The 19,887-nt window shown below is 61.7% G+C and carries 18 protein-coding genes and 2 pseudogenes; 8 read left to right on the top strand and 12 right to left on the bottom strand.

Annotated elements, in window-relative coordinates; all coding sequences use genetic code 11:
* Positions 1 to 22 precede the first annotated feature (22 nt).
* From LB547_RS22105 to LB547_RS22080, 6 genes are all read right to left on the bottom strand, one after another.
* Positions 23 to 772 carry an SDR family NAD(P)-dependent oxidoreductase gene (locus LB547_RS22105; RefSeq protein WP_140523280.1) on the bottom strand — a complete coding sequence of 250 codons (750 nt, stop codon included), beginning with the start codon at positions 770 to 772 and terminating at the stop codon, positions 23 to 25.
* Positions 773 to 801: 29 nt separating this feature from the next.
* Positions 802 to 1,857, bottom strand: a complete 1,056-nt coding sequence (locus LB547_RS22100; RefSeq protein ID WP_140523278.1) for an ABC transporter ATP-binding protein — start codon at positions 1,855 to 1,857, stop codon at positions 802 to 804.
* Positions 1,854 to 2,789, bottom strand: coding sequence for an ABC transporter ATP-binding protein (locus LB547_RS22095; protein WP_181165428.1), 936 nt, complete (start codon positions 2,787 to 2,789; stop codon positions 1,854 to 1,856). Before LB547_RS22095 ends, LB547_RS22100 begins: the two co-directional genes overlap by 4 nt.
* Before the next feature lie 97 nt (positions 2,790 to 2,886).
* Positions 2,887 to 3,897, bottom strand: coding sequence for an ABC transporter permease (locus LB547_RS22090; RefSeq protein ID WP_210239621.1), 1,011 nt, complete (start codon positions 3,895 to 3,897; stop codon positions 2,887 to 2,889).
* Entirely contained in the window at positions 3,897 to 4,820 is a 924-nt protein-coding gene (locus tag LB547_RS22085) for an ABC transporter permease (RefSeq protein WP_140523273.1), read from the bottom strand. The genes LB547_RS22090 and LB547_RS22085 overlap by 1 nt, the downstream gene beginning before the upstream one ends.
* A gap of 63 nt (positions 4,821 to 4,883) precedes the next feature.
* Positions 4,884 to 6,545, bottom strand: coding sequence for an ABC transporter substrate-binding protein (locus LB547_RS22080; protein WP_140560030.1), 1,662 nt, complete (start codon positions 6,543 to 6,545; stop codon positions 4,884 to 4,886).
* Positions 6,546 to 6,758: 213 nt separating this feature from the next.
* Between LB547_RS22080 and LB547_RS22075 the strand changes: the two genes are divergently transcribed.
* The 6 genes from LB547_RS22075 (at position 6,759) to LB547_RS22050 (ending at position 12,295) form a co-directional block, all read left to right on the top strand.
* Positions 6,759 to 7,736 carry an asparaginase gene (locus LB547_RS22075; RefSeq protein WP_140523267.1) on the top strand — a complete coding sequence of 326 codons (978 nt, stop codon included), beginning with the start codon at positions 6,759 to 6,761 and terminating at the stop codon, positions 7,734 to 7,736.
* Positions 7,737 to 7,815: 79 nt separating this feature from the next.
* Positions 7,816 to 8,892 (top strand): tartrate dehydrogenase, encoded by a 1,077-nt coding sequence (locus LB547_RS22070; protein ID WP_140523264.1) that lies wholly within the window; start codon positions 7,816 to 7,818, stop codon positions 8,890 to 8,892.
* A gap of 8 nt (positions 8,893 to 8,900) precedes the next feature.
* Entirely contained in the window at positions 8,901 to 10,070 is a 1,170-nt protein-coding gene (locus tag LB547_RS22065) for a mandelate racemase/muconate lactonizing enzyme family protein (protein ID WP_140523261.1), read from the top strand.
* Entirely contained in the window at positions 10,067 to 10,372 is a 306-nt protein-coding gene (locus LB547_RS22060) for a hypothetical protein (RefSeq protein ID WP_140527984.1), read from the top strand. The genes LB547_RS22065 and LB547_RS22060 overlap by 4 nt, the downstream gene beginning before the upstream one ends.
* 52 nt (positions 10,373 to 10,424) lie before the next feature.
* Positions 10,425 to 11,183 carry an SDR family NAD(P)-dependent oxidoreductase gene (locus LB547_RS22055; RefSeq protein WP_140523255.1) on the top strand — a complete coding sequence of 253 codons (759 nt, stop codon included), beginning with the start codon at positions 10,425 to 10,427 and terminating at the stop codon, positions 11,181 to 11,183.
* Between the two features lie 197 nt (positions 11,184 to 11,380).
* Positions 11,381 to 12,295, top strand: coding sequence for a polysaccharide deacetylase family protein (locus tag LB547_RS22050; protein ID WP_140523252.1), 915 nt, complete (start codon positions 11,381 to 11,383; stop codon positions 12,293 to 12,295).
* Between the two features lie 86 nt (positions 12,296 to 12,381).
* On the opposite strand, the pseudogene LB547_RS32670 reads toward LB547_RS22050, so the two are convergent.
* From LB547_RS32670 to LB547_RS22025, 6 genes and pseudogenes are all read right to left on the bottom strand, one after another.
* Positions 12,382 to 12,646: pseudogene (locus tag LB547_RS32670) on the bottom strand (hypothetical protein); the annotation flags it as partial.
* Between the two features lie 93 nt (positions 12,647 to 12,739).
* Positions 12,740 to 13,882, bottom strand: coding sequence for a GSU2403 family nucleotidyltransferase fold protein (locus LB547_RS22045; RefSeq protein ID WP_140523249.1), 1,143 nt, complete (start codon positions 13,880 to 13,882; stop codon positions 12,740 to 12,742).
* 205 nt (positions 13,883 to 14,087) lie between these two features.
* Positions 14,088 to 14,339 (bottom strand): annotated as a pseudogene (locus LB547_RS22040) (DDE-type integrase/transposase/recombinase); the annotation flags it as partial.
* The gene (locus tag LB547_RS22035; protein WP_140523247.1) at positions 14,308 to 14,892 is read right to left on the bottom strand and encodes a DUF1403 family protein; all 585 of its coding nucleotides are present in this window, start codon (positions 14,890 to 14,892) and stop codon (positions 14,308 to 14,310) included. The gene LB547_RS22035 and the pseudogene LB547_RS22040, both read right to left, overlap by 32 nt.
* Positions 14,796 to 16,082 carry an NAD(P)/FAD-dependent oxidoreductase gene (locus LB547_RS22030; protein ID WP_140523245.1) on the bottom strand — a complete coding sequence of 429 codons (1,287 nt, stop codon included), beginning with the start codon at positions 16,080 to 16,082 and terminating at the stop codon, positions 14,796 to 14,798. The genes LB547_RS22035 and LB547_RS22030 overlap by 97 nt, the downstream gene beginning before the upstream one ends.
* 99 nt (positions 16,083 to 16,181) lie before the next feature.
* Entirely contained in the window at positions 16,182 to 17,102 is a 921-nt protein-coding gene (locus LB547_RS22025; RefSeq protein WP_181165427.1) for a LysR substrate-binding domain-containing protein, read from the bottom strand.
* A gap of 155 nt (positions 17,103 to 17,257) precedes the next feature.
* Between LB547_RS22025 and LB547_RS22020 the strand changes: the two genes are divergently transcribed.
* A complete protein-coding gene (locus LB547_RS22020; RefSeq protein ID WP_140523240.1) occupies positions 17,258 to 18,109 on the top strand; it encodes a transporter substrate-binding domain-containing protein in 852 nt (283 codons plus the stop codon).
* A gap of 202 nt (positions 18,110 to 18,311) precedes the next feature.
* Entirely contained in the window at positions 18,312 to 19,850 is a 1,539-nt protein-coding gene (locus tag LB547_RS22015; RefSeq protein ID WP_140523237.1) for an FAD-dependent oxidoreductase, read from the top strand.
* The last annotated feature ends 37 nt before the right edge of the window (positions 19,851 to 19,887 follow it).

The following is a 19,887-nucleotide window of genomic DNA, read 5'->3' as shown; positions in this document are numbered from 1 at the left end:
GAACCATTCAGCCCGCGGTTGATCAGAGCATGACATCGCCGCCGTTCGGATTCATGGTCGCGCCGATGTAGTAAGCGCCCTCCTCCGACGCCAGCAGCACGGCGGTGGGAGCGATTTCGTCGACATGGCCGGCGCGGCCGATCGGCAGTTCGCCGAGCTTGCGCTTCTTCCATTCCTCCGGCAGCGCCTTGAATAGCTCCGTTTCGATCGGGCCGGGACAGATGGCATTCACGGTGATGCCGTCGCGCGCCACCTCATAGGCGAGCGAGCGGGTGAAGCCGATGACACCGGCCTTGGCGGCCGCATAGTGCGCCATTTCCGGCGCGCCCTTGTGACCGAGCTGCGAGGCGATATTGATGATGCGGCCGAACTTGCGGGAAATCATCGGCTTCAGCACCGCGCGCGTGCAAAGAAAGACGCTGCGCAGGTTGACGGCCATCATCTGGTCCCACATGCCGGTGCTCATTTCGGCGACGACGGACGTCGTGTCGATGCCGGCATTGTTGACCAGTATGTCGATATGGCCGAGCGCCGCCTCCACCTTCTTGACGGCTGCCTCGACCTGCGCCTCGTCGCTGACGTCGGCCGCGACGGCGAAGGTCCTTGCACCGAAATCAGCAAGGGCGGAGATGCGCGCCTCGGCGGCCTCGAGTTTCAGGTCGAGAACGGCCACGTCGGCGCCCTCGCGCGCGAAGGCCGTGGCAATCGCGCCACCGATGCCGCGTGCGCCTCCCGTGACCAGTGCTTTCTTTCCAGCGAGACGTCCTGACATGCTTGGTTTCCCATTTCCTGGTTGATTGACTATCGTAGCGAAGACGCGAGACCACCGGGCGCCGGCCGGCCGAGGATGCGTTCGGCTTCCTTCATGAACACGTTGAAGGTGTCGGAGGCCGGCACCGAAGCGGCGACGTCCTTGTGGCGAAAGCAATGGACCGTGTGCCGTTCGCCGACCGTCTCAGCCGGCGGCATCTCACGGCGGCAGCGATCGATGACGAACGGGCAGCGCGATGCCAGGAAGCAGCCCTGGGGCAGATTGATCGGGCTCGGGATCTCGCCTTTGAGGCTGACGCTGCTTTCGATCTTGAGATGCGGATGCGGCAGCATGACCGACGACAGCAAACCACTGGAATAGGGATGTTGCGGGCGATTGAAGACCGTTTCGGCGCTGCCCTGCTCAACGATCATGCCGAGATACATCACCGCGACGCGGTGGCTGATGAAGCGCACCGTGGAGAGGTCGTGGGAGATGAACAGATAGGCGGTGTTGCGTTCGCTCTGGATGCGCCGCAGCAAATCGATGATCTCGGCGCGGGCGGTCGGGTCGAGCGCCGAGGTCGGTTCGTCGAGGACGACGAGTTCGGGCTCCGTGACCATGGCGCGCGCTATGCCGACACGCTGCTGTTGCCCGGAAGGCAGCTCGGAAGGATAGGCGTCGAGCAAGTCGGTATCCAGCCGCACCAGGCGCAAGGCGTCGGCCGTGCGGCGGCGCCTCGTTTCGCGGTCGAGCTTTAGCGGCAGGAGCGGCTCGCAGATCGTGTCGCCGATCTTCATGCGCGGGTCGAGCGACTCGTTCGGTTCCTGGAATACAAGCTGAATCTTGCCAGCCAGCTTGCTCTTGTGTTGATGGCGCTGCGCCAGGTCGGTGCCGCGGAAGCGAATGTTTCCGGCGGTCGGCTCGATCAGGCCGACGATGCAGCGGCCGACCGTGGTCTTGCCTGAGCCACTCTCGCCCACGAGCCCCAGTGTCTCACCCGGCTCGATGGTCAGGCTGACGCCGTTGATCGCCTGTACCACCTGCTTGGAGCCGGCAATGGGGAAGCGCTTGTAGAGGTTGTCGATGGTCAGGACGGCGTTCATGCGTGCCTCACGGGGAAATGGCAGCGGACGAAGTGGCCCGGACCGATCTCGGCGAAAGGTGGCCGCTGTGCGCGGCAAACCGGCTGAGAGATGGGACAGCGGTTGGCATACTGGCAGCCGGTGGGCGGTTCGCGCCGCCGGCCAGTGTCCGGCACGCTCCAGCTGTCGCGCAGCCTGGGGCTATGGGAGAAGGCTGCAAGCAGCATCAATGTGTAGGGATGCGCGGGCGCGAGGAAGAGAGCCTCGCGCGGCGCGATTTCGACGATTTCGCCCGAGAACAGCACAGCGATGCGATTGCAGAAATGCGCGGTGATGCCGACGTCGCGGGTGATGAACAGCATGGCGCTGCCATGCTCCGAGGCAAGCTTGGTCAGCAGGGCCAGGATCTGCGCCTGCACCGTGACGTCGAGTCCGCTGGTGGCGTCATCCGAGATGATAAAGGCCGGGCTGCAGATCAGCGCCATGGCGATGACGACGCGCTGCGCCATGCCGCCGGACAGTTCGTGAGGATAGGCATCCATGCGCCGTTCCGGGTCCGGTATCTGCACGTCGTGCAGGATCTTCAACGCCATGCGCCGCGCCTCCTTGCCGCCGACGCCGAGATGGATCCTCGCCATCGCGGCGATCTGGTCGCCGACCTTGAGCAGCGGATTGAGCTCAGCGCGGGGATTCGGCACCACGACCGAGAGACGGCGGCCGCGAAGACGGCGGAGTTCGGATTCGGACAGGCTGAGGATCTGGCGGCCCTCGAAGTGGACTTCGCCGCCGGCGATGCGGCCCGGCGATGGCGGCAGCCCGAGGATGGAGCGGGCGAGCGTCGTCTTGCCCGCGCCACTCTCACCGACCAGGCCAACGATCTCGCCAGGCTGTACTGCAAGGTCGATGCCCTTCAGCACCGCCTTCGGTTCGGCGCTTCCGGACGGGAACGTCACGCGCAAGTTCCTGATGTCGATCAACGGCGGCTTGTCGCCGCCGGACGCGTTGCGCGTTTTGCTTATGATTTCTGCTGCGCCCAATGACATTCTCACATTAATTGCTGATCCGCGGGTCGAGCAGGAAATAGATGAGGTCGACCGCGATGTAGACGATGAGGGAGAAGATGGCGGAGAAGAGCACAAAGCCCAGAACCGGATAGATGTCCGAATTCAGCACACCTTGCACCGCGTATTGCCCCGCCCCTCCCCACGAGAACACGATCTCGACGAGCACCGCACCGCCGATCAGGAAGCCGTAGAGCACGCTGATAATGGTGACGATCGATGGCAACGCATTGCGCAGCGCATGGCGCACGACAAGGTTCTGCGGCACCCCGCACAAAACTTCAAAGCGGCTGAAATCGGAGTCCAGCATCTTCTCCATCGTCGCCTGCGTCATCTTGAGGATGGGACCGGCATTCAGGAGCCCGAGCGTCATCACCGGCAGGACCAGATGCGCGCAGGCAGACCAGAAGGCCTGCAGGTCGCCGGCGAGAAGCGCGTCGATGGTGAGGGCTCCGGTGACCGGCGCCGGCGGTATGACGATCATGTCGATACGGCCGAGAGGCGCAGGCGCCCAGCCGAGCACGGTATAGAAGATGAAGATCAGCACGAGGGCGAACCAGAAGTCCGGTAGCGCACCGGCACTCAAGCCATAGAGATCGGACAGGCGCGCGATCCAGCCGTTTGGCTTGCGCGCCGCATAGACGCCCAGCGTTACCCCAACGATGATAGCCAGGAGCAGCGAAAGCGTGACGAGTTCGAGGGTCGCCGGGAAGCGCTGAAGCAGATCCTCGAGCACCGGCCGCGTTGTCTGCCAGGAGGTTCCCAGGTCGCCATGCAAGAGATTGCGCACATAGATCAGGAACTGCATGTAGAGAGGCTGGTCGAGCCCGAGCTGCTGGCGCAGTGAGGCGATGGCCGAAGGCGTCGCCGTGGGCCCGAGCATCAGCACAGCGGGGTCACCCGGAATGCTCTTCACCAGCAGGAAGCTCACGAGCACAATGCCCAGCAACTGCGGGATCACGAAAATCAGGCGCTTGGCGAGATAGGCCAGGATGCGCATCAGGCGCCCTCCGCCGGCCGGTCGACCCGGCGGCGATGCTCGCGTGCATCGCTCAGCAGCTGCCGGCGCTTGGACGGATCGGCCAGGACCTCGATGGACGCGCCGACCAACGAGAAGCCGAATACGGTGATCGCGAGCATCGCGCCGGGGAACATGGACGGCCACCACTGGCCGGTCACCACGTTTTGAAAGCCCATGGCGATCATGCTGCCCCATTCAGGTGTCGGCGCGCGCACGCCGGCACCAACGAAGGACAGCGCCGAGGTCAGCAGGATGCCCCAGCCGACATTGACCGATAGCTGCGCCAGCACCGGCGCCATCGCATTGGGAATGATGTGGCGCCGAATGGTCTGCATGTCCGACAGGCCATTGACCTGCGAAGCCTCGACATAGCGCATGGAGCGGATGCTGAGCACCTGCGAGCGCATGAGACGCAAGTAGATCGGCGCATTGACGAAGGCTATGGCCAGAACCACCGTCTGGATGCTCTGACCGAGGCTGGCAACCAGGGCGATGGCGAAGACGAAAATGGGAAATGCCTGCAGCACGTCGGCCGCGCGCATGACGGCGAAGGATAGCCACACGCGAATGCCGCGCCCGCTGCTGTAGAAACCAACAACAGCACCGATCGAGCCGCCAATCAGCGCCGACAGGAGCGTGCCCAGTATCGCGATCGTCAGGTCGATGCGGGGCGCGTAGATGGAACGACTGAAAATATCCATGCCGACATTGTCGGTGCCAAAGAGATGGGTGGCATCCGGCGGCTGCAGGAAGCTGGCCGAATCCGCCTCGGTCGGCGAATAGGGTGCAATGGCCGGCGCGAAGATCGCCAGCAGGGTGATCGCGATGACGATCAGATAGCCGATCGCAAATCTCGGCCGGATGACCGCCAGCCTCAGGAGAAGGCTAAGCTTCGAAGACATCTAAGATCTTTCCGATACACTAACTTGTCCCCGGAGGCGGCAGCCTCCAGGGACAAGACCTCATCAGCCGCGGCTGAAATCCTGGAACCGAAGATTATTGGACGTGTAGTAAGTGTAACCCTTGAGGTTCGCCTTACGCGCCAGCGTGTATTTCGGATAAGCAATGAAGCCCCAGGGCGCTTCGTCCATCAACGTCTTCTGCACCTCCGAGTATTTCTGCTTACGCACATTGTCATCAAGCGTGGCAAGACCGTCCTTGATCATCTGATCGACGCTCTTGTTGTCATAATTGGAATAGTTCACGTAGCTTTCGGAGTTGAAGTAGAGGTAGGTCGAGTAGCCCGGATCCGGCGTCCACGGCGAATCCAGATAGAAGATCATCGGCTTGGCGCGCTTGGTGACGTTCTCGTAAAACACGCCGGCCGGCAGCTTCTCCAACGTCAGCTCCACGCCGATCTGCTTTAGCGCGGTCTGGATCAGCAATGCGATCGGCTCCTGCGTCGGGTCGCCGGCGTTGTAGGACAAGGTGGTCGCCAGGTTCTTGGCGCCTGCCTTGTCAAGAAGCTCCTTGGCCTTGGCAAGATCATAGCCGTACGCGAAGAAGCTTTCATCCGCCATCGGGTAGATATAGGGCATCGGCGCCTTCTGCTCGTCGGCATAGCCGTAGTAGATGGTGCGGATGATCTCGTCGCGCGGGATAGCGAGGTTGATGGCACGGCGCACGTCGACATTATCGAATGGAGCGATCTTGGAGTTGAGCTCCAGCCAGATCATGTAGGACGAATTGACGGCATCCACCGCCACGTTCTGCTGCTTCTTCAGCGCCTCCAGTTCGCGCGGCTGCAGGAACTGTGCGATGTCGACCGCGCCGCCCTGCAGCAGCGAGAAACGACTGGCCGACTGCGGCACTTCGCGCATGATGACGCGCTTCATGAAGGGCTTTTCATCCCAGTAGTCTTCGCGCGCCTCGAACACGGCTTGTTGACCGCGCACGAGCTGGGCAAGGCGATATGGGCCAAAGCCAGCACTATCGTTCTTGAGGAAATTGACCGCCCACGGGTCGTCGGAGCCACCGGCTTCGGCGCATTTGGTGGCGTCGTAGATCGGGTTGGCGAGGTTACACTGCTGCTTGAGAAGCAATGGATTTGGCTGTTCGAGATTGAAGGAGACCGCATAGTCGCCTTCCACCTTGATCTGGTCAGGCGTCTTGAGACCGAGCACCGCGGTCTGGAACAGGCCTTGCCCCTTGAGGTTGAACTTGCGGTCCCAAGTCCATTTTACGTCCTTGGACGTGAACTTGTTGCCCCAGTTGGAGACGACACCCTCGCGTAGCTTGAAGGTCGCCTTGCGGCCATCGGGGGCCACTTCCCAGCTTTCCGCCAACCGGCCGCGCAAGGCGAGGTTGTTCGGCTTGTCGGTATGGACGCCGGTATCCTCCCGCAGCACGCCGGGTGCATTGGGATCATCCATCTTCTCATAGCCAAGCATGTACTCGTAGAGCGCACCGAGGGAATCGATGGAGCCCAGGCTGACGTCGAACTCGATGTCGAGGCCCTGGGGCGTCGCGGGCGCCGCGATCACCAGCGTACTGTTTGCGTCCTGCGCGAAGGCTTCCCCCAAGCGGCCGGTCGATGCAGCAAGTGCGGCACCGCCGAAGGCGGCAGTCGTTTTCAGGAACTGACGGCGCGTGGGCGCCAACCGAATTCTGGTAAAATCATCAACCATCTCTCGTTCCCCATTGGTTGCGCGAATACGCTTCGTTATCTTTCCGCTTTTGGACAGACCAAAGAGCGTAACTGACATTAATGGACAAATTGGCCTGACCGTCAATCACAAAAAATGCGAAAAATTCGTGCATTTCATGCACAAAAAAATAGCTTCTTGATTTCTTGGTCTGACCAAATTATTCAACGTCGGGTACGGCAGCGAGGAACCGAAATGCGAAAAATCTGTCTGATGACAACAGGAGGGACGATCGCATCCAAGCTGGAAGCCGAGAGCGGACATGTCACCGCAAGCGTCACAGGATCGGAGTTGCGCGCCATGCTGCACGATCCGCTCGATGGCATTGACATCGCCATCGACGAGTTCTGCAACGTCGGCAGCTATGCCATCGACCTCCCGCTCGGCTTTGCACTGGCCCAGCGGATTTCACACCACCTTCAAGGTGACTTCGATGGGGTCGTGGTGACCCACGGGACCGATACGATGGAGGAAAGCGCCTTTTTGGCTGATCTCCTTGTCGCGACTAACAAGCCGATAGTGTTCACCGGCGCACAGCACGCGGCCGATGAGGCGAACCCCGACGGCCCACGCAACCTCACGGATGCCATCCGGCTAGCCGCGTCCGAAACTGCGCGGGGCCTGGGCGCGATGATCTGCTTCGAGCAGGAATTCCATGCTGCGCGTGACGTGAGCAAGTCGCACAGTTCACGCACCGATACCTTCATCTCCTACGAGCACGGCAAGCTCGGGGAAGTGGACGGCGACCGCATCGTATTGCACCGCAAGCCGGTCCTGCGCCGCACCTACGACGCAAAAGGCATTGTCGCTGATGTCGATCTTATCAAGCTGGTCATGGGGATCGGTGACCGCTACATCCGCTTCGCCGCCCAGGATGGTGCCAAGGCCATCATTCTGGAGGGTTTCGGGCGGGGTAACGCGACGCCCGCCGTCACTGCCGCCGCGACGTCGCTTGTCGCCAATGGTACTCCCGTCATCATGACCAGTCGTTGCCAGCGCGGCCGGGTCAAGCCGATTTATGGCAATGGCGGCGGCAAGACACTCTCCGACGGGGGCGTGATCTTTGCCGGCGACTTGAGCGGCCAGAAAGCACGAGTGCTCGTGGCCGTCCTGCTCGGCATGGGCATCGAGGGCGAACGCCTGCGCCAGGAGATCGAATATTTCGGCGGCTGATGCCCGCTCTTCCACCGCCTGATTTCCGTAAGGCGGCCGTCCATCGCCGCCGTCCCATTCCTGCAGCCGAGGAACCATGATGTCAGCAAAGAAGCACAGGATCGCGGTCATTCCCGGTGACGGGATCGGCAAGGAGGTCGTCCCCGAGGGACTTCGTGTACTGGAAGTGGCGGCAAGGCGCTTCGGCATCGACCTACAGCTCGACCATTTCGACTTTGCGTCGTGCGATTACCATGCCAGGCATGGCCGCATGATGCCGGAGGACTGGAAGTCCCGGATCGGAAACCATGATGCCATCTTCTTCGGCGCGGTGGGCTGGCCGGCCATGGTTCCCGACCATATCTCGCTTTGGGGATCGCTGCTGCAGTTTCGCCGCGAGTTCGACCAATACGTCAACCTGCGCCCCGTCCGGTTGATGCCGGGCGTGCCCTCGCCGCTCGCCAACCGCAAGCCCGGCGATATTGATTTCTACGTCGTGCGCGAGAACACCGAGGGCGAATATTCATCTATCGGCGGCCGGATGTATCCGGGCACGGAGCGCGAGATCGTCATCCAGGAAACCGTGATGTCGCGCGTCGGCGTCGATCGCATCCTGCGTTATGCGTTCGATCTGGCGCAGAAGCGTCCGCGCAAGCACCTCACATCGGCCACCAAATCCAACGGCATCTCGATCACCATGCCGTATTGGGACGAGCGCGTCGAGGCGATGGCCGCCCAATACCCGGATGTCTCTTGGGACAAGTACCACATCGATATTCTGGCAGCCCATTTCGTGCTCAATCCGAACCGTTTCGACGTTGTGGTGGCATCGAACCTGTTCGGCGACATTCTCTCGGATCTCGGACCCGCCTGCACCGGCACGATCGGCATCGCCCCGTCGGCCAACATCAACCCGGAACGCCGCTTTCCGTCGCTATTCGAGCCGGTACACGGCTCGGCTCCGGACATCGCCGGGAAAGGCATCGCCAATCCGATCGGACAGATCTGGACGGCCGCCATGATGCTCGACCATCTTGGTCACGAGGAGGCTGGCCGCGCGATCGTGGAAGCCATCGAAGCCACGCTGAAGAGCGAAGCCACCCGCACCGGTGATCTCGGGGGCAAGGCCGATACCGTCACCTGCGGCAAGGCGGTGGCGGAGGCACTCGAAGGATAGGACCAAGCATGCGCATCGTCGACATCAGGGAAAAGACCGTCTCGATCGCCTCCCCCATCGCCAACGCCTATATCGACTTTTCGAAGATGACTTGCTCGGCCGTCGCCGTGATCACCGACGTGGTGCGTGATGGCAAGCCGGTGGTTGGCTACGGCTTCAACTCGAATGGCCGCTACGGGCAGGGCGCGCTGATGCGCGACCGTTTCCTCGCGCGCGTCCTCGAGGCCGATCCCGAAACACTGATCGACCATGAGAACGACAACCTTGACCCGTTCGCCATCTGGAAGACGCTGATGACCAACGAGAAGCCCGGAGGCCACGGCGAACGGTCCGTGGCGGTGGGCACCATCGACATGGCCGTCTGGGATGCCGTCGCCAAGGTCGCCGGCGTCCCGCTGTGGCGCCTGCTGGCGGACCGTTACCGGGCGGGCGTGGCGGACGAGAAAGTTTGGGTCTACGCGGCAGGCGGCTACTATTATCCCGGCAAGGATCACTCGAAGCTTCAGGCGGAGATGCGGGGCTATCTCGACCGCGGCTACAAGGTCGTGAAGATGAAGATCGGCGCGGCGCCCCTGGATGAGGATCTGCGCCGCATCGAGGCCGTGCTGGAGGTGGTCGGTGGGGGCCAGTATCTGGCTGTCGATGCCAACGGACGCTTCGACCTGAAGACCGCCGTCGCCTATGCCAAGGCGATGCAGCCATACGGCCTGTTCTGGTACGAGGAGGCCGGCGATCCGCTGGACTATGCGTTGCAGACGGAACTGGCGAACCACTACGGTGGGCCGATGGCGACAGGCGAGAACCTGTTCTCGCACCAGGATGCGCGCAACCTCTTGCGCTACGGCGGCATGCGGCCCGACCGCGACTATCTTCAGTTCGACTGTGCCCTCTCCTATGGCCTGGTGGAATACCTGCGCACGCTGGAGGTGATGAAGGCGCTTGGCTGGTCGTCACGACGCGTGGTGCCGCATGGTGGACACCAGATGTCGCTCAACATTGCCGCAGGGCTGCATCTGGGCGGCAACGAATCCTATCCCGACGTTTTCCAGCCCTTTGGCGGCTTCGCCGACGACATCGCGGTCGAAGATGGCTATGTCGGGCTACCCGATGTTCCCGGTGTCGGCTTCGAGAAGAAAGCCGAACTGTTCAAGCTGTTCCGACAATTGCACCAGCCGTGAGCGAGACGCCGGCCGTGCCGAACGACAGTTTTCAGCCTGTCAGGACGTTGCACCCGCCTATGGCGTTGCAGACTGCTTCGGTGACTTCGCGCGTCGTCGCCGCAAGATTGGGTGCGGCGACGCCGACAACCGCAACCTCCTTCGAACTCAGTGTGATATCGGCCCTCATAATGGCCATGCGGAGCAATGGCCTGATCATTCTCGGCATCTCGTGCGAGAAGCAGAAGATCATCACCGGCCTAATTCTCATCCTTGCGGTGTTTCTTTCGCTGGAACACGGCAAGATCGGCGTCATCGAGTGATGCGCCTCATGTCCACAATCGCATCGAACCACGCAGTGTCCGGGAGATCGTCATGACCAAGCCTACCGTAATCATCAGCGGCGCCGGCATCGGCATTGGCCGCGCCACGGCCCTCGCTTTCGCCAGGGTTGGCTACAGAATCTGCGTGACCGACATTCTCGAGACCGAAGGCAAGCAGGTGGCCGAAGAGATCAAGGCGGGCGGCGGGGATGCTTATTTCCGCAAACTCGATGTGACCAGATCGGATCAGGTCGACGACGTCGTGGGGGAAATCGACAAGCAGTATGGCGGCGTGGACGTCGTGGTGGCCAATGCGGGTATCGCCCACAAGGTGCCGCTGGCGCAGATGAGCGATGCCAAGTGGGACATCACAGTCGACATTGACCTAAAAGGCGTGTTCCGGATGGCACGCGCTGCCACGCCGCGCATGCGAGAGCGTCGCAAAGGCGCCATCGTGGCGGTATCGTCGATTTCAGGCATGAGCTATGGCTGGGCCGAGCATGTCCATTATTCCGCCGCCAAAGCCGGCGTTCTGGGTTTGGTGCGAGGCTTGGCCGCCGAGTTGGGCGGCGACGGGATCCGGGTCAACGGCGTCGCGCCCGGTTTCATCCGCACGGCACAATCCCTCTCCGAGGAGCACTCGATGGGTGAAGCGCGGCTGGTGGCTCAGGCTCCTTCCATTCCATTGCGTCGCATCGGCGAACCCGACGAGGTGGCGGATGTAATCCTGTTTCTGGCTTCCGACGCAGCGCGATACGTGACGGGCCAGACTTTGCTGGTAGACGGCGGGCTGACGATCAAACAAGGCTAAACATCATCATGCGTCTGCTTGCTTGTGCAACTGGTCGTCCTTTGTGCCAAGCCAAGGCGCCCCACGTTGCATCCGCTTGGCGGCGGCGTGGTGGAGGTCTATACGTATCGGCCCACTGGTGGTGCGACTGGGTTGACGGCGAGTCACCCTATGAAGCTGATCAATCCAAGTGCGTTCCAAGCCCTTAGGACCGTCGCATGCCGCTGAGCCCTCGCGAACGAATAGACTACCAGGCCATCGTCGATAGACAGCCGCTGAAATTGCCTGACGGCGTCAGGATGCCGGTGTGGCTGATCGTCAATGTCGAACATTGGGACGCGAGGCGGCCGATGCCGCGCACCGTCTTGCCGCCGCCGATGGGCATGCCGATGCTACCCGATATTCCGAATTGGTCGTGGCACGAATACGGCATGCGGGTCGGCTTCTGGCGCATCCACGAGAGCCTGACATCCCGAACAATTGTTCCGACGTTGGCCATCAATGGATCAGTGTGCGAGGTCTATCCCAGGATCGCGCATGCCGCGCACGACGCCGGATGGGAACTGATGGGTCACGGTTGGCTCCAAGGGCCGATGCACAACCTCGAAGACCAGCGCGTTGCAATTCGGCGCACAATCGGCGCGCTGTCCAAGATTTCCGGTAAGCCGCCGGTGGGATGGGAAAGCCCAGGGCTTACGGAGACCTCGGACACGGCCGACATCCTCGCTGAAGAAGGAATTCGGTACGTCGCCGATTGGGTAATGGACGACCTGCCTTGCGAACTGAAGACGACGGCCGGCCGGCTGGTGACACTCCCCTATACGGTGGAGATTAACGATGTCGCAATAATGGCTGTGGCGCAGCACTCGTCGGCGGAACTGCTCGAGCGCGGCAAGCGCCAGTTCGACCGGCTGTATCGGGAGAGCGCGACCTCGCCCCGGATCATGTCCATCAGCGTCCATCCTTATCTTAGCGGTGTTCCGCATCGGATTGGCTATCTGGAGGAATTGCTGGATTATATCTCCTCTCATCGCGACGTGGCATTCTGGACGGGCGAGCAGATCTATAATTGGTACACTTTTGCGCGGCTCCCCGCAGGGTCGGTAGAGCTGTCTGGCACGGCTATGGGTTGAAAAAAGCAAACGCTCGTCTCCACCGAAGCGCAGCATTCTCGTCGATCGGGCTGTTCGGAATGCTATTGCGGAACTGGCGGGCCCGTGGCAGCTTGGGCGAGGCGTATCCGCGCTTTGGTGAGCGCGAATTTCCGTCCGCCTTTGCGGCCGCGTGCTCTGGCGGTAGGAAGACCAGCTGGCGCATTCACGGGTCAGGTCGCGCTCCAACTCGCCAGCGTGGTGAAGACGCAAAACCACCATACGGCCGCTGCGGTCGTGGTGCGATCTACGCACTTTTCCGGCTGGTCAGGCAGGGTTCTTTACCGTATTGGCCAGGTAGGCAAGCGATCGCCCGAGGCAATCCAGCTTATAGTTCCTTAGTGCCTTGTTTTAGACGAACACGGCGAACAGACCTCAGCTACGGTATATTCCCTCGTACGCGATCCTGATCAACGAGGATATTCCTCAGTCCAAGCGACAGGGCGGCTTTCGGGTCGCACTTTTTTCTGGCGACGACTTCACGGCCGAGTTGAAGCCGTCCAACTCCTCGCCGATCTCGACAAGGGCCTTTCTGACTGTCTCCTCAACTTCCTGTCGTTTCTTCGGCGGCATCAGGCTCAGCCCCTTCAGCATCGCCTCGCGCCAGTGCTGCCCCCTGCCCCACGCTTCCGCGAGCGCTGTTGCAAGGTCGTCCTGGCGACGGGTGGCCTCCAGTGCCTCGATAAGGAGGCTGGCCTGATAGACGTCCTTTTCGCGCTTGGCGACGCCGTTTGCATCTGATTGCCTGCGAGAGGCGACGATGAGCTTGTGAACTGCATAGCGTTCCGGCGACGGCACGGTTACAGGCACCCCTGACCGATGCAGCATCACGGTCCGGATGGGCTCGTGGATGAGGAAATCAAGGAAACGCAAGGGCTGCGCCGAAGCTCTGCCCAGTGCTGGCATCGGAGTGGCATGGTCGGTGTAGTGATCGGATCCCCGGTTCGGCGTGAGGAATTCGACCTTGTATCTCGTTGCATTCTCGAATTGCGTCGCGTGTGCGGGATCCGATCTGTGCGGGATCTCCCTGAAGGTCGGGTCAATCTCTCTCAAGATTTCCAAGATCGGCGGCCGGCTGTCGTCGACTGACGAGGAGATCGAGTAGTGCTGCGCGAAATCGGCATCGCCGGTTTGCAATGAGGCACCGGGCAATCTCACGCCGAGATGTCCCGCATACGTCTGGAAGGCAACCGTACCGACGAGCACGCCTCTCAGGCGGAAGATTCCTGCTGCTCCCATTGCTCCAACGACATCGCCAGTGAACCGGTCCGGTGCAGTCAGCCCTGCTTGGCGAGTCAGCGTGGAGACGAGTTTCCGTCGCCCGCGGAGGTCTTCCTTGATCTCTTGGAAGGCTGCAACGCGTTTCGCGATCTCGGGATCATCGGACGGGCCGACATACTTCCGCGTCTTCTTGGGTTGGGTCTCCTCAAAATACCAATAATCCCGCCCCTTCACCGGAACCCGAACGAAATTTCCCGCCGTTGAGAAGTCGGTTTCGAACGATGCACCAAGGCAGCGCTGAACGAGTTCCGCATACATCGTGCGATAAACGAGATCGACCGTCTTCATGCGCCGGCTCCGTTATAAGAAAAATGAGTTTCTCTTATAACAGGATGAACTCAAGCGACGCAAGCGGTGGTTATAAGACAGTTGCAGAAATCTTATAACGCCGCCGCATCATCCAGGGTTCACGCAGACCCGTCATGCCACACATGGCGATCGATGCGCCCGGCTTTGGCCAATGCTACCGCCAACGATGCTGGAGCCGCGCCGATCAATCAGGCACCGCGTGACCGCCGCTGATCATGTGAACCATTTTGATGCCGTTTAGGATGATCGCGGCTGATCCCGGTGATTTGAAGCCGAGCATTGACCCGATGCGGCGCTTGATGCGCCGATGGTCCTGTTCGATCCGGTTACTCAGGTATTTACTCTTGCGGGTCCGGATCGGCTTCAGCCGACGCCGGGAACGATACTGCAAGCGATTTGAGTTGTCACAGGAAACGACAGCCTCCAGGGTGGGCTGGTGCTGCCAGCACCAGGTCGGCAAGCCACCAGGCCAAAAGCTCGGGGTCGGGCCGAATCGCGGCGACGCGGGCGGCGATTGCCGTTGCAGCGAACGGCACCGGCCGCTGCGATCCCGCCAGTTTTTCGATCTCCGTGCAAAGGTCGGCGAGCGCCGCGCGGTGGCAATGGAGCCCGAGCTGGTCGACGATCTTTTCGAGTCGGTCGGCGCTGCCAGCGGGCGGCTGCACGGACAGCTGCCGCCAGGCGCCAAGAACCGCGCCGGCGGGGCCGGGATCGGCGCCGGCCGGGCGCAGGTACCAGGGGTCGCGCAGGGCGTCCTCGGCGCGGCCGGCGAGCCGCATGCTGCCGGCCGCGCTTCCTATCGCGGTGAGCTCGGCTCCGGCCTGTCTGACAAGTCCGTCAAGCCCGGCTCCGCCGTTAAGTCTAAGGCGAGGCCGCGTGAACGAACACGATCTCAAAGCGCCTGTTGCGCTTTGTGAACGATGCCCTTTTCGAACCGGGAAAGAGCAAAGGCGGAAAGATTGATCGAGGGGCTGCCCTGTGTGACCCATTCGCCGAGTTGTTTGCCGATGGAAGGTCCAAGCGCAAAGCCGTGGCCGCTGAAGCCGGCCGCCACGAAGAGTTCGAGCTCTGGCTTGGGCCGATCGATGATTGGAATGACGTCGGGCGTGATATCCAGCCTGCCGGCCCAGGCGTTCTGCAGTTCGATCGTATTCAGATGCGGAAAGATCTGCCGGAAGCCAGCAAGGTTGGCCATCACCTTGCGCATATTGGGCTTCGGCTCCGGCAGCGCCTGCACGGCATTGCGGCGGCTGAAGCGCGCGGCTAATTGATGACGGAAATCGGCTCCGATGCTGAGGTGCAGTTGACGCCAGTTGTTGCGATAGGCGGGTATGAAATGGCGCATGCAGCGAAATGAGTCGACGGTGATTTCGTAATCGACTCCCATGCCGCGATAGCCGTTACCGATAATGAAATCGCCGCCCATAGAGGGGCGGAATGCAACGCGGGGACCCCACATCGCGATGCGGGTGAAGGGTGCTGCCTTCCGGGTGCGGCCGACGGAGGATTTGACGATCTGGATAGGCAGGTGCAGGCCGGCCGAAGCGGCCAGCACCGGTGCGCCGATGCCGTTTGCCAAAACGACGGTTTTTGCTTCGAAGATCCCGTTAGACGCCAGGAGCCTCGGTCTGTCCTGCCTGTCGAGGTCGAGCCGGAAAACCGGTGTATCTTCCAGGATAGTGACTCCGGCTTCGCGTGCCGCAGCCGCGATGGTCCGGGTCGAAAGAGCCGGATCGGCATGGGCGTCGTCGGCGGTGAAAAGTCCGCCGCGCCATTGCCCAGCCAATTCGGGGATTGTCTGACGAACGTCCGCGGCATCCAGCAGGCGCGTCGAAAGGCCGAAGCTGCGCGCAATATCGTGGCCGCTGCGGATCCGATCCTCATCGGCAGCGGTTTCCGCGGGGACCAGGATTCCGCTGCGGGTGAACTGCGTCGCCTGTGTGCCGTATCTCGAGGTCAAGTCCGCCCACAGTTCCAAGGCTTCGACCGCGAGCGGCAGCTCGGCTTCATGCCGTCCTTGCCGGCGGATGAAACCCCAGGCACGGCTGGATTGTTCGGAAGCGATCTTGCCGCGCTCGAAGATTGTTACCGACCTCCCTTTGCGGGCTAGGGAAAGAGCGGTCGAGCAGCCGACAATTCCTCCACCGACAATGGCCACGTCCGTTTGAAAGGTGCCCATCTATGTTCCTTGCCCGATCCTTCGCCGCGACAATAACAGGAGAAGGCAGCCGCGCGTGGCATAGGGCTATGCCGGATCGGCATAGATGCGCGCCCGGCTTCAATTGCGGTGGAAGATATCGTCGATCTGACGCAGGACATCGCGGCGCGATGCCTTGAGGCTGGAAATGAATTCGCGCGCGACGCGCGAGGGGGAACGGTGTGTCGGATAAAGCATGCCGAGACGCAGGCTGACCGCGGGCTCGAAGGGAATGGAGCGCACTCCCGGATGCTCGCGAAAATCGAACGCCGTGAAGGGGTCGATCAATCCGATTCCCAGCCCCTTGGCCACCATGTTGGCGATGGTGCTAAAAAGCTGGGCTTCAAGGACAATGCGGCGCTTAACGCCGTAGCGGTCGAAAATCTGGTCGGCGAGTTGCCTCCCCAGATGATTGTGGGTGATGGAGATATAGCGTTCGTCGCGTAAATCTTCCGGCGTCAGCCGTGCCTTCTGCGCCAGCCGATGATGGCTTGGAACCGCCATCAGATAATGCGCGGAGCAGAATTCCTCGATTTCGATGCCGGAGCGGTCGAAGGGATATTCGGCGATGCCGACATCCACAAGCTGGCTGGCGACGAGTTCTTCTATGCGCGGCGACATCTGGATACGCAGCGAAATGCGGCTCTCCGGCCGGCTTGCCGTGAAGCGGGCGATCGCCGAAGGCATGAAGTCCATTGCCAGCATCGGCAGCGACGCCGCCGAGACCATCCCGGAATTGGCGACCTGCATTTCGCGGGCGATCTCGCGGATTTTGTCGATCGACACGAAGGCACGAAGAACCTCCTCATGCAGCAGGAGGGCTTCCGGCGTGGGATTGAGGTGCCCGCCGGACCGGTCGAACAGGGTCACTGACAAAGATGTTTCCAATTGACCCAGAAGCCGGCTTACGGCCGGCTGGGAAACGCCGAGAAGCTCCGCGGCCCCGATGGTGGTCTTTGCAGTCATCGTTGCCTTGAAGGCTTCGAGTTGCCTGATGTTCAAGCCGCCTCTCCTTTGCAGCCTATAACGGAACTGCATAGCGTCCATAATTCCCCTTATTTGACAATGGGATCGGCGCGAAGTCCGATTGATGAGGCGGTGACCAATCGCCGGACCGCGACATTTGTCGCCAATAATTGCAATGGGAGGATTGGGCAATGGATTTATGGGTGAAGTTCACGTCGATCGCCGTCGTGGCTGGCGCGGTCCTTGCGGGAGTTGCCGCAAAGGCGGACGCGGCCAATGATCGCTTCAAGGAAGTCCTTGAACGCGGCACGCTGCGGGTCGGAGTGCAGGGTGCCTATCCGCCCTGGTCCTATCGTGACCCCGATGGCAGGCTCGTCGGGATCGAGCCTGATCTCGCTGCGGATGTCGCCGAAAAGCTGGGCGTCAAGCTGGAACTGGTTCAGATCGAATCCGCCAACCGCATGCAACTCCTGCAGCAGGGAAGGATCGACCTCATCCTCGGGGCGATGTCCGACCTGCCGGAGCGACGCAAGGTCGTCGGGATGGTGCAGCCAGCCTATTGGGTATCGGGCGCCAATGTCATGGCCAAGGCCGGACTGATCAAGAGTTGGGAGGATCTCAGCGGCAAGCCGCTTTGCGCCAAGCAAGGCCTTTTCTACAATACCGTGATCGCTCAGGCCTATGACGCCAAGATCATTTCCTTTTCCGGCAATACGGAAACCAAACAGGCCCTGCGCAGCGGCAAATGCGCAGCGTGGCTGTCGGACGATACGGCGATCCAGCAGTCGTTGAGAACCGAAGGCTGGGATGGTTACGAAATGCCCCTGAAATCCCGTTATCACAGCTATTGGGCGGCAGGCGTTCCACTGGAGGAGCGCGACGGCATCTGGGGAAAATTCATGACCGGCATGAGCCATGGCTGGCATGCCTCCGGCAAGCTCATCGAACTTGCCGAGAAATGGAAAGTGGTCGCGGATCCGTGGTTCGAAGCCGAACACGAAAAGCTGCTTGAGGCTGACAACACGAAAATGGACAGCCAGTAGTCTCAACGCGACAGGCGCGCCGCCAGGCCGGTTGGCGGTCGACAGACAGCCTTTGTCGAGCCGCCGGCCGGAGACGGAAAAGCTCCATTTTGAGACCGGTGGACGCGGTCCTCCGGTCGATTTTTTTCAACTCTTGGTTCGATCGGCCCGGCGCGGGCGCCTGCGCCAAGCGGATCCATAGTTGCAAACAAGCAGGGATATCATGCGCCTTTCACTCGATGAACTTTCCGGATCAGTCTTCGACGTCGCCATCGTTGGTGCCGGCATCAACGGCGCCGAAACAGCGCGTTGCCTCAGTGCTGCCGGCTATTCGGTGCTGCTCGTCGACAAGAGTGATTTCGCCGCCGGCGCCAGCGGACGGTCTTCGCGGCTCCTTCATTGTGGTCTGCGTTATCTCGCGCCCGGAAAATCCGTCTGGGAATTCGTGCGCCAGCCGCAGCGCTTCCTGACCGCGTGCCGGATGGCCCGGGCGGCGATGCAGTCACGGGCGCAATTCGTCCGCGACACGCCCGACCGTATACGCTCCATGAGGTTCTGCTTTCCCGTCTACCGTGGAGGCCCTTATAGCGGGTGGCAGATCGATGCGGCGTTCCGCATCCTGAAATCCCTGGGCGGCCGCGAGGTGCCGCTGAATTACCGCCGGTTATCGGGCGCAGAAGTGGCGCAGATGCCGCTTCTCCAGCATCTGCGCGACAAGCAGGCGCTCCAGTCGGTCGCCATGTTCGACGAATACCAGTTCGACTGGCCCGAACGGGTGGTGGTGGATGCGGTGCTGGAAGCGCAGCGTCTGGGTGCGTCGGTACGCAACTATACCGAAGTCACCCATGCGGCGCAGCAGGGCGATCTGTGGCAGCTGGAGCTCGGCGATACGCTGGATGCTGCCGCCCGGCCCGTTCACGTCGTCGCGCGCAGTGTTTTCAACATGGGCGGGATATGGATCGACCGCATTAATGCGCGCGTCGAGGCTGGGCGGATCGGTCGTCGCATCACCGGCACCAAGGGCGTGCATATCGTGGTCCGCCTGCCGCCCGAATGCAGCCGTTTCGGCATCGCAACGCTCAACCGGCTGAATGAGGGGCTGTACTGTATCCCGTGGCGTGGCCTGCATTATTTCGGACCGACCGAAACGTTGTATGACGGCGATCCCGACGACATCCATCCGACCGAGGAGGATTTCGAGTTCCTGCTCGGCGAAGCCAATCATCTCCTGCCGACGCTCGATATCAGGCGGTCCGACATTCTCTATGGCTGGGCGGGCGTGCGGCCGCTCACTTACGATCCGGCGCAGCCCATGGGCGCACGTTCGCGGCAACTGCATGACTTCGGTCCTGAAGGAGCGCCCAACCTGTTCGCCATGACGGCAGGGCCGATCATGAGCCATCGCTCGGCAGGGCAGCTCGCATTGACGGCACTGGGCAAGGGACTGGCACCGTCACGGCCGAGCCAGCAGCCGGATTTCGCTTCCAGGAGCGTTCCGCGCGAAACCGGGAACAGCTCACGCGAGGACAAGCTTTCGATCATGCAACGGGGCGTGGAGAGCGAGCATGCCGAGACCATCGACGATCTGCTGGTACGCCGCAGCGGCCTCGTCTGGAACGACGACCCGCTTGGCGAAGACGTGGACCTGGCAGCCGAGGTGCTTGCCAAGGCGCGCTCATGGTCGGCGCAGAGGAAGCGGCAGGAGGCTGCTTCCGCCCGGGAGGCTATCGCCCATCGGCTGCACATTGATCCGCCCGCTTGACCCAATATCGGGCCCACCTGCCACCAGAGGCAGTGTT

Source organism: Mesorhizobium sp. B264B1B (assembly GCF_020165765.1).
Lineage (GTDB): Bacteria > Pseudomonadota > Alphaproteobacteria > Rhizobiales > Rhizobiaceae > Mesorhizobium.
This window is presented reverse-complemented; position numbering and strand designations above follow the sequence as displayed.

Excerpts from the sequence above, each read along its gene's own strand:
- LB547_RS22105 (WP_140523280.1), bottom strand. The coding sequence starts at position 772 with ATGTCAGGACGTCTCGCTGGAAAGAAAGCACTGGTCACGGGAGGCGCA.
- LB547_RS22100 (WP_140523278.1), bottom strand. The coding sequence starts at position 1,857 with ATGAACGCCGTCCTGACCATCGACAACCTCTACAAGCGCTTCCCCATT.
- LB547_RS22090 (WP_210239621.1), bottom strand. The coding sequence starts at position 3,897 with ATGCGCATCCTGGCCTATCTCGCCAAGCGCCTGATTTTCGTGATCCCG.
- LB547_RS22085 (WP_140523273.1), bottom strand. The coding sequence starts at position 4,820 with ATGTCTTCGAAGCTTAGCCTTCTCCTGAGGCTGGCGGTCATCCGGCCG.
- LB547_RS22080 (WP_140560030.1), bottom strand. The coding sequence starts at position 6,545 with ATGGTTGATGATTTTACCAGAATTCGGTTGGCGCCCACGCGCCGTCAG.
- LB547_RS22075 (WP_140523267.1), top strand. The coding sequence starts at position 6,759 with ATGCGAAAAATCTGTCTGATGACAACAGGAGGGACGATCGCATCCAAG.
- LB547_RS22070 (WP_140523264.1), top strand. The coding sequence starts at position 7,816 with ATGTCAGCAAAGAAGCACAGGATCGCGGTCATTCCCGGTGACGGGATC.
- LB547_RS22065 (WP_140523261.1), top strand. The coding sequence starts at position 8,901 with ATGCGCATCGTCGACATCAGGGAAAAGACCGTCTCGATCGCCTCCCCC.
- LB547_RS22055 (WP_140523255.1), top strand. The coding sequence starts at position 10,425 with ATGACCAAGCCTACCGTAATCATCAGCGGCGCCGGCATCGGCATTGGC.
- LB547_RS22050 (WP_140523252.1), top strand. The coding sequence starts at position 11,381 with ATGCCGCTGAGCCCTCGCGAACGAATAGACTACCAGGCCATCGTCGAT.
- LB547_RS22045 (WP_140523249.1), bottom strand. The coding sequence starts at position 13,882 with ATGAAGACGGTCGATCTCGTTTATCGCACGATGTATGCGGAACTCGTT.
- LB547_RS22035 (WP_140523247.1), bottom strand. The coding sequence starts at position 14,892 with ATGGGTCACACAGGGCAGCCCCTCGATCAATCTTTCCGCCTTTGCTCT.
- LB547_RS22030 (WP_140523245.1), bottom strand. The coding sequence starts at position 16,082 with ATGGGCACCTTTCAAACGGACGTGGCCATTGTCGGTGGAGGAATTGTC.
- LB547_RS22020 (WP_140523240.1), top strand. The coding sequence starts at position 17,258 with ATGGATTTATGGGTGAAGTTCACGTCGATCGCCGTCGTGGCTGGCGCG.
- LB547_RS22015 (WP_140523237.1), top strand. The coding sequence starts at position 18,312 with ATGCGCCTTTCACTCGATGAACTTTCCGGATCAGTCTTCGACGTCGCC.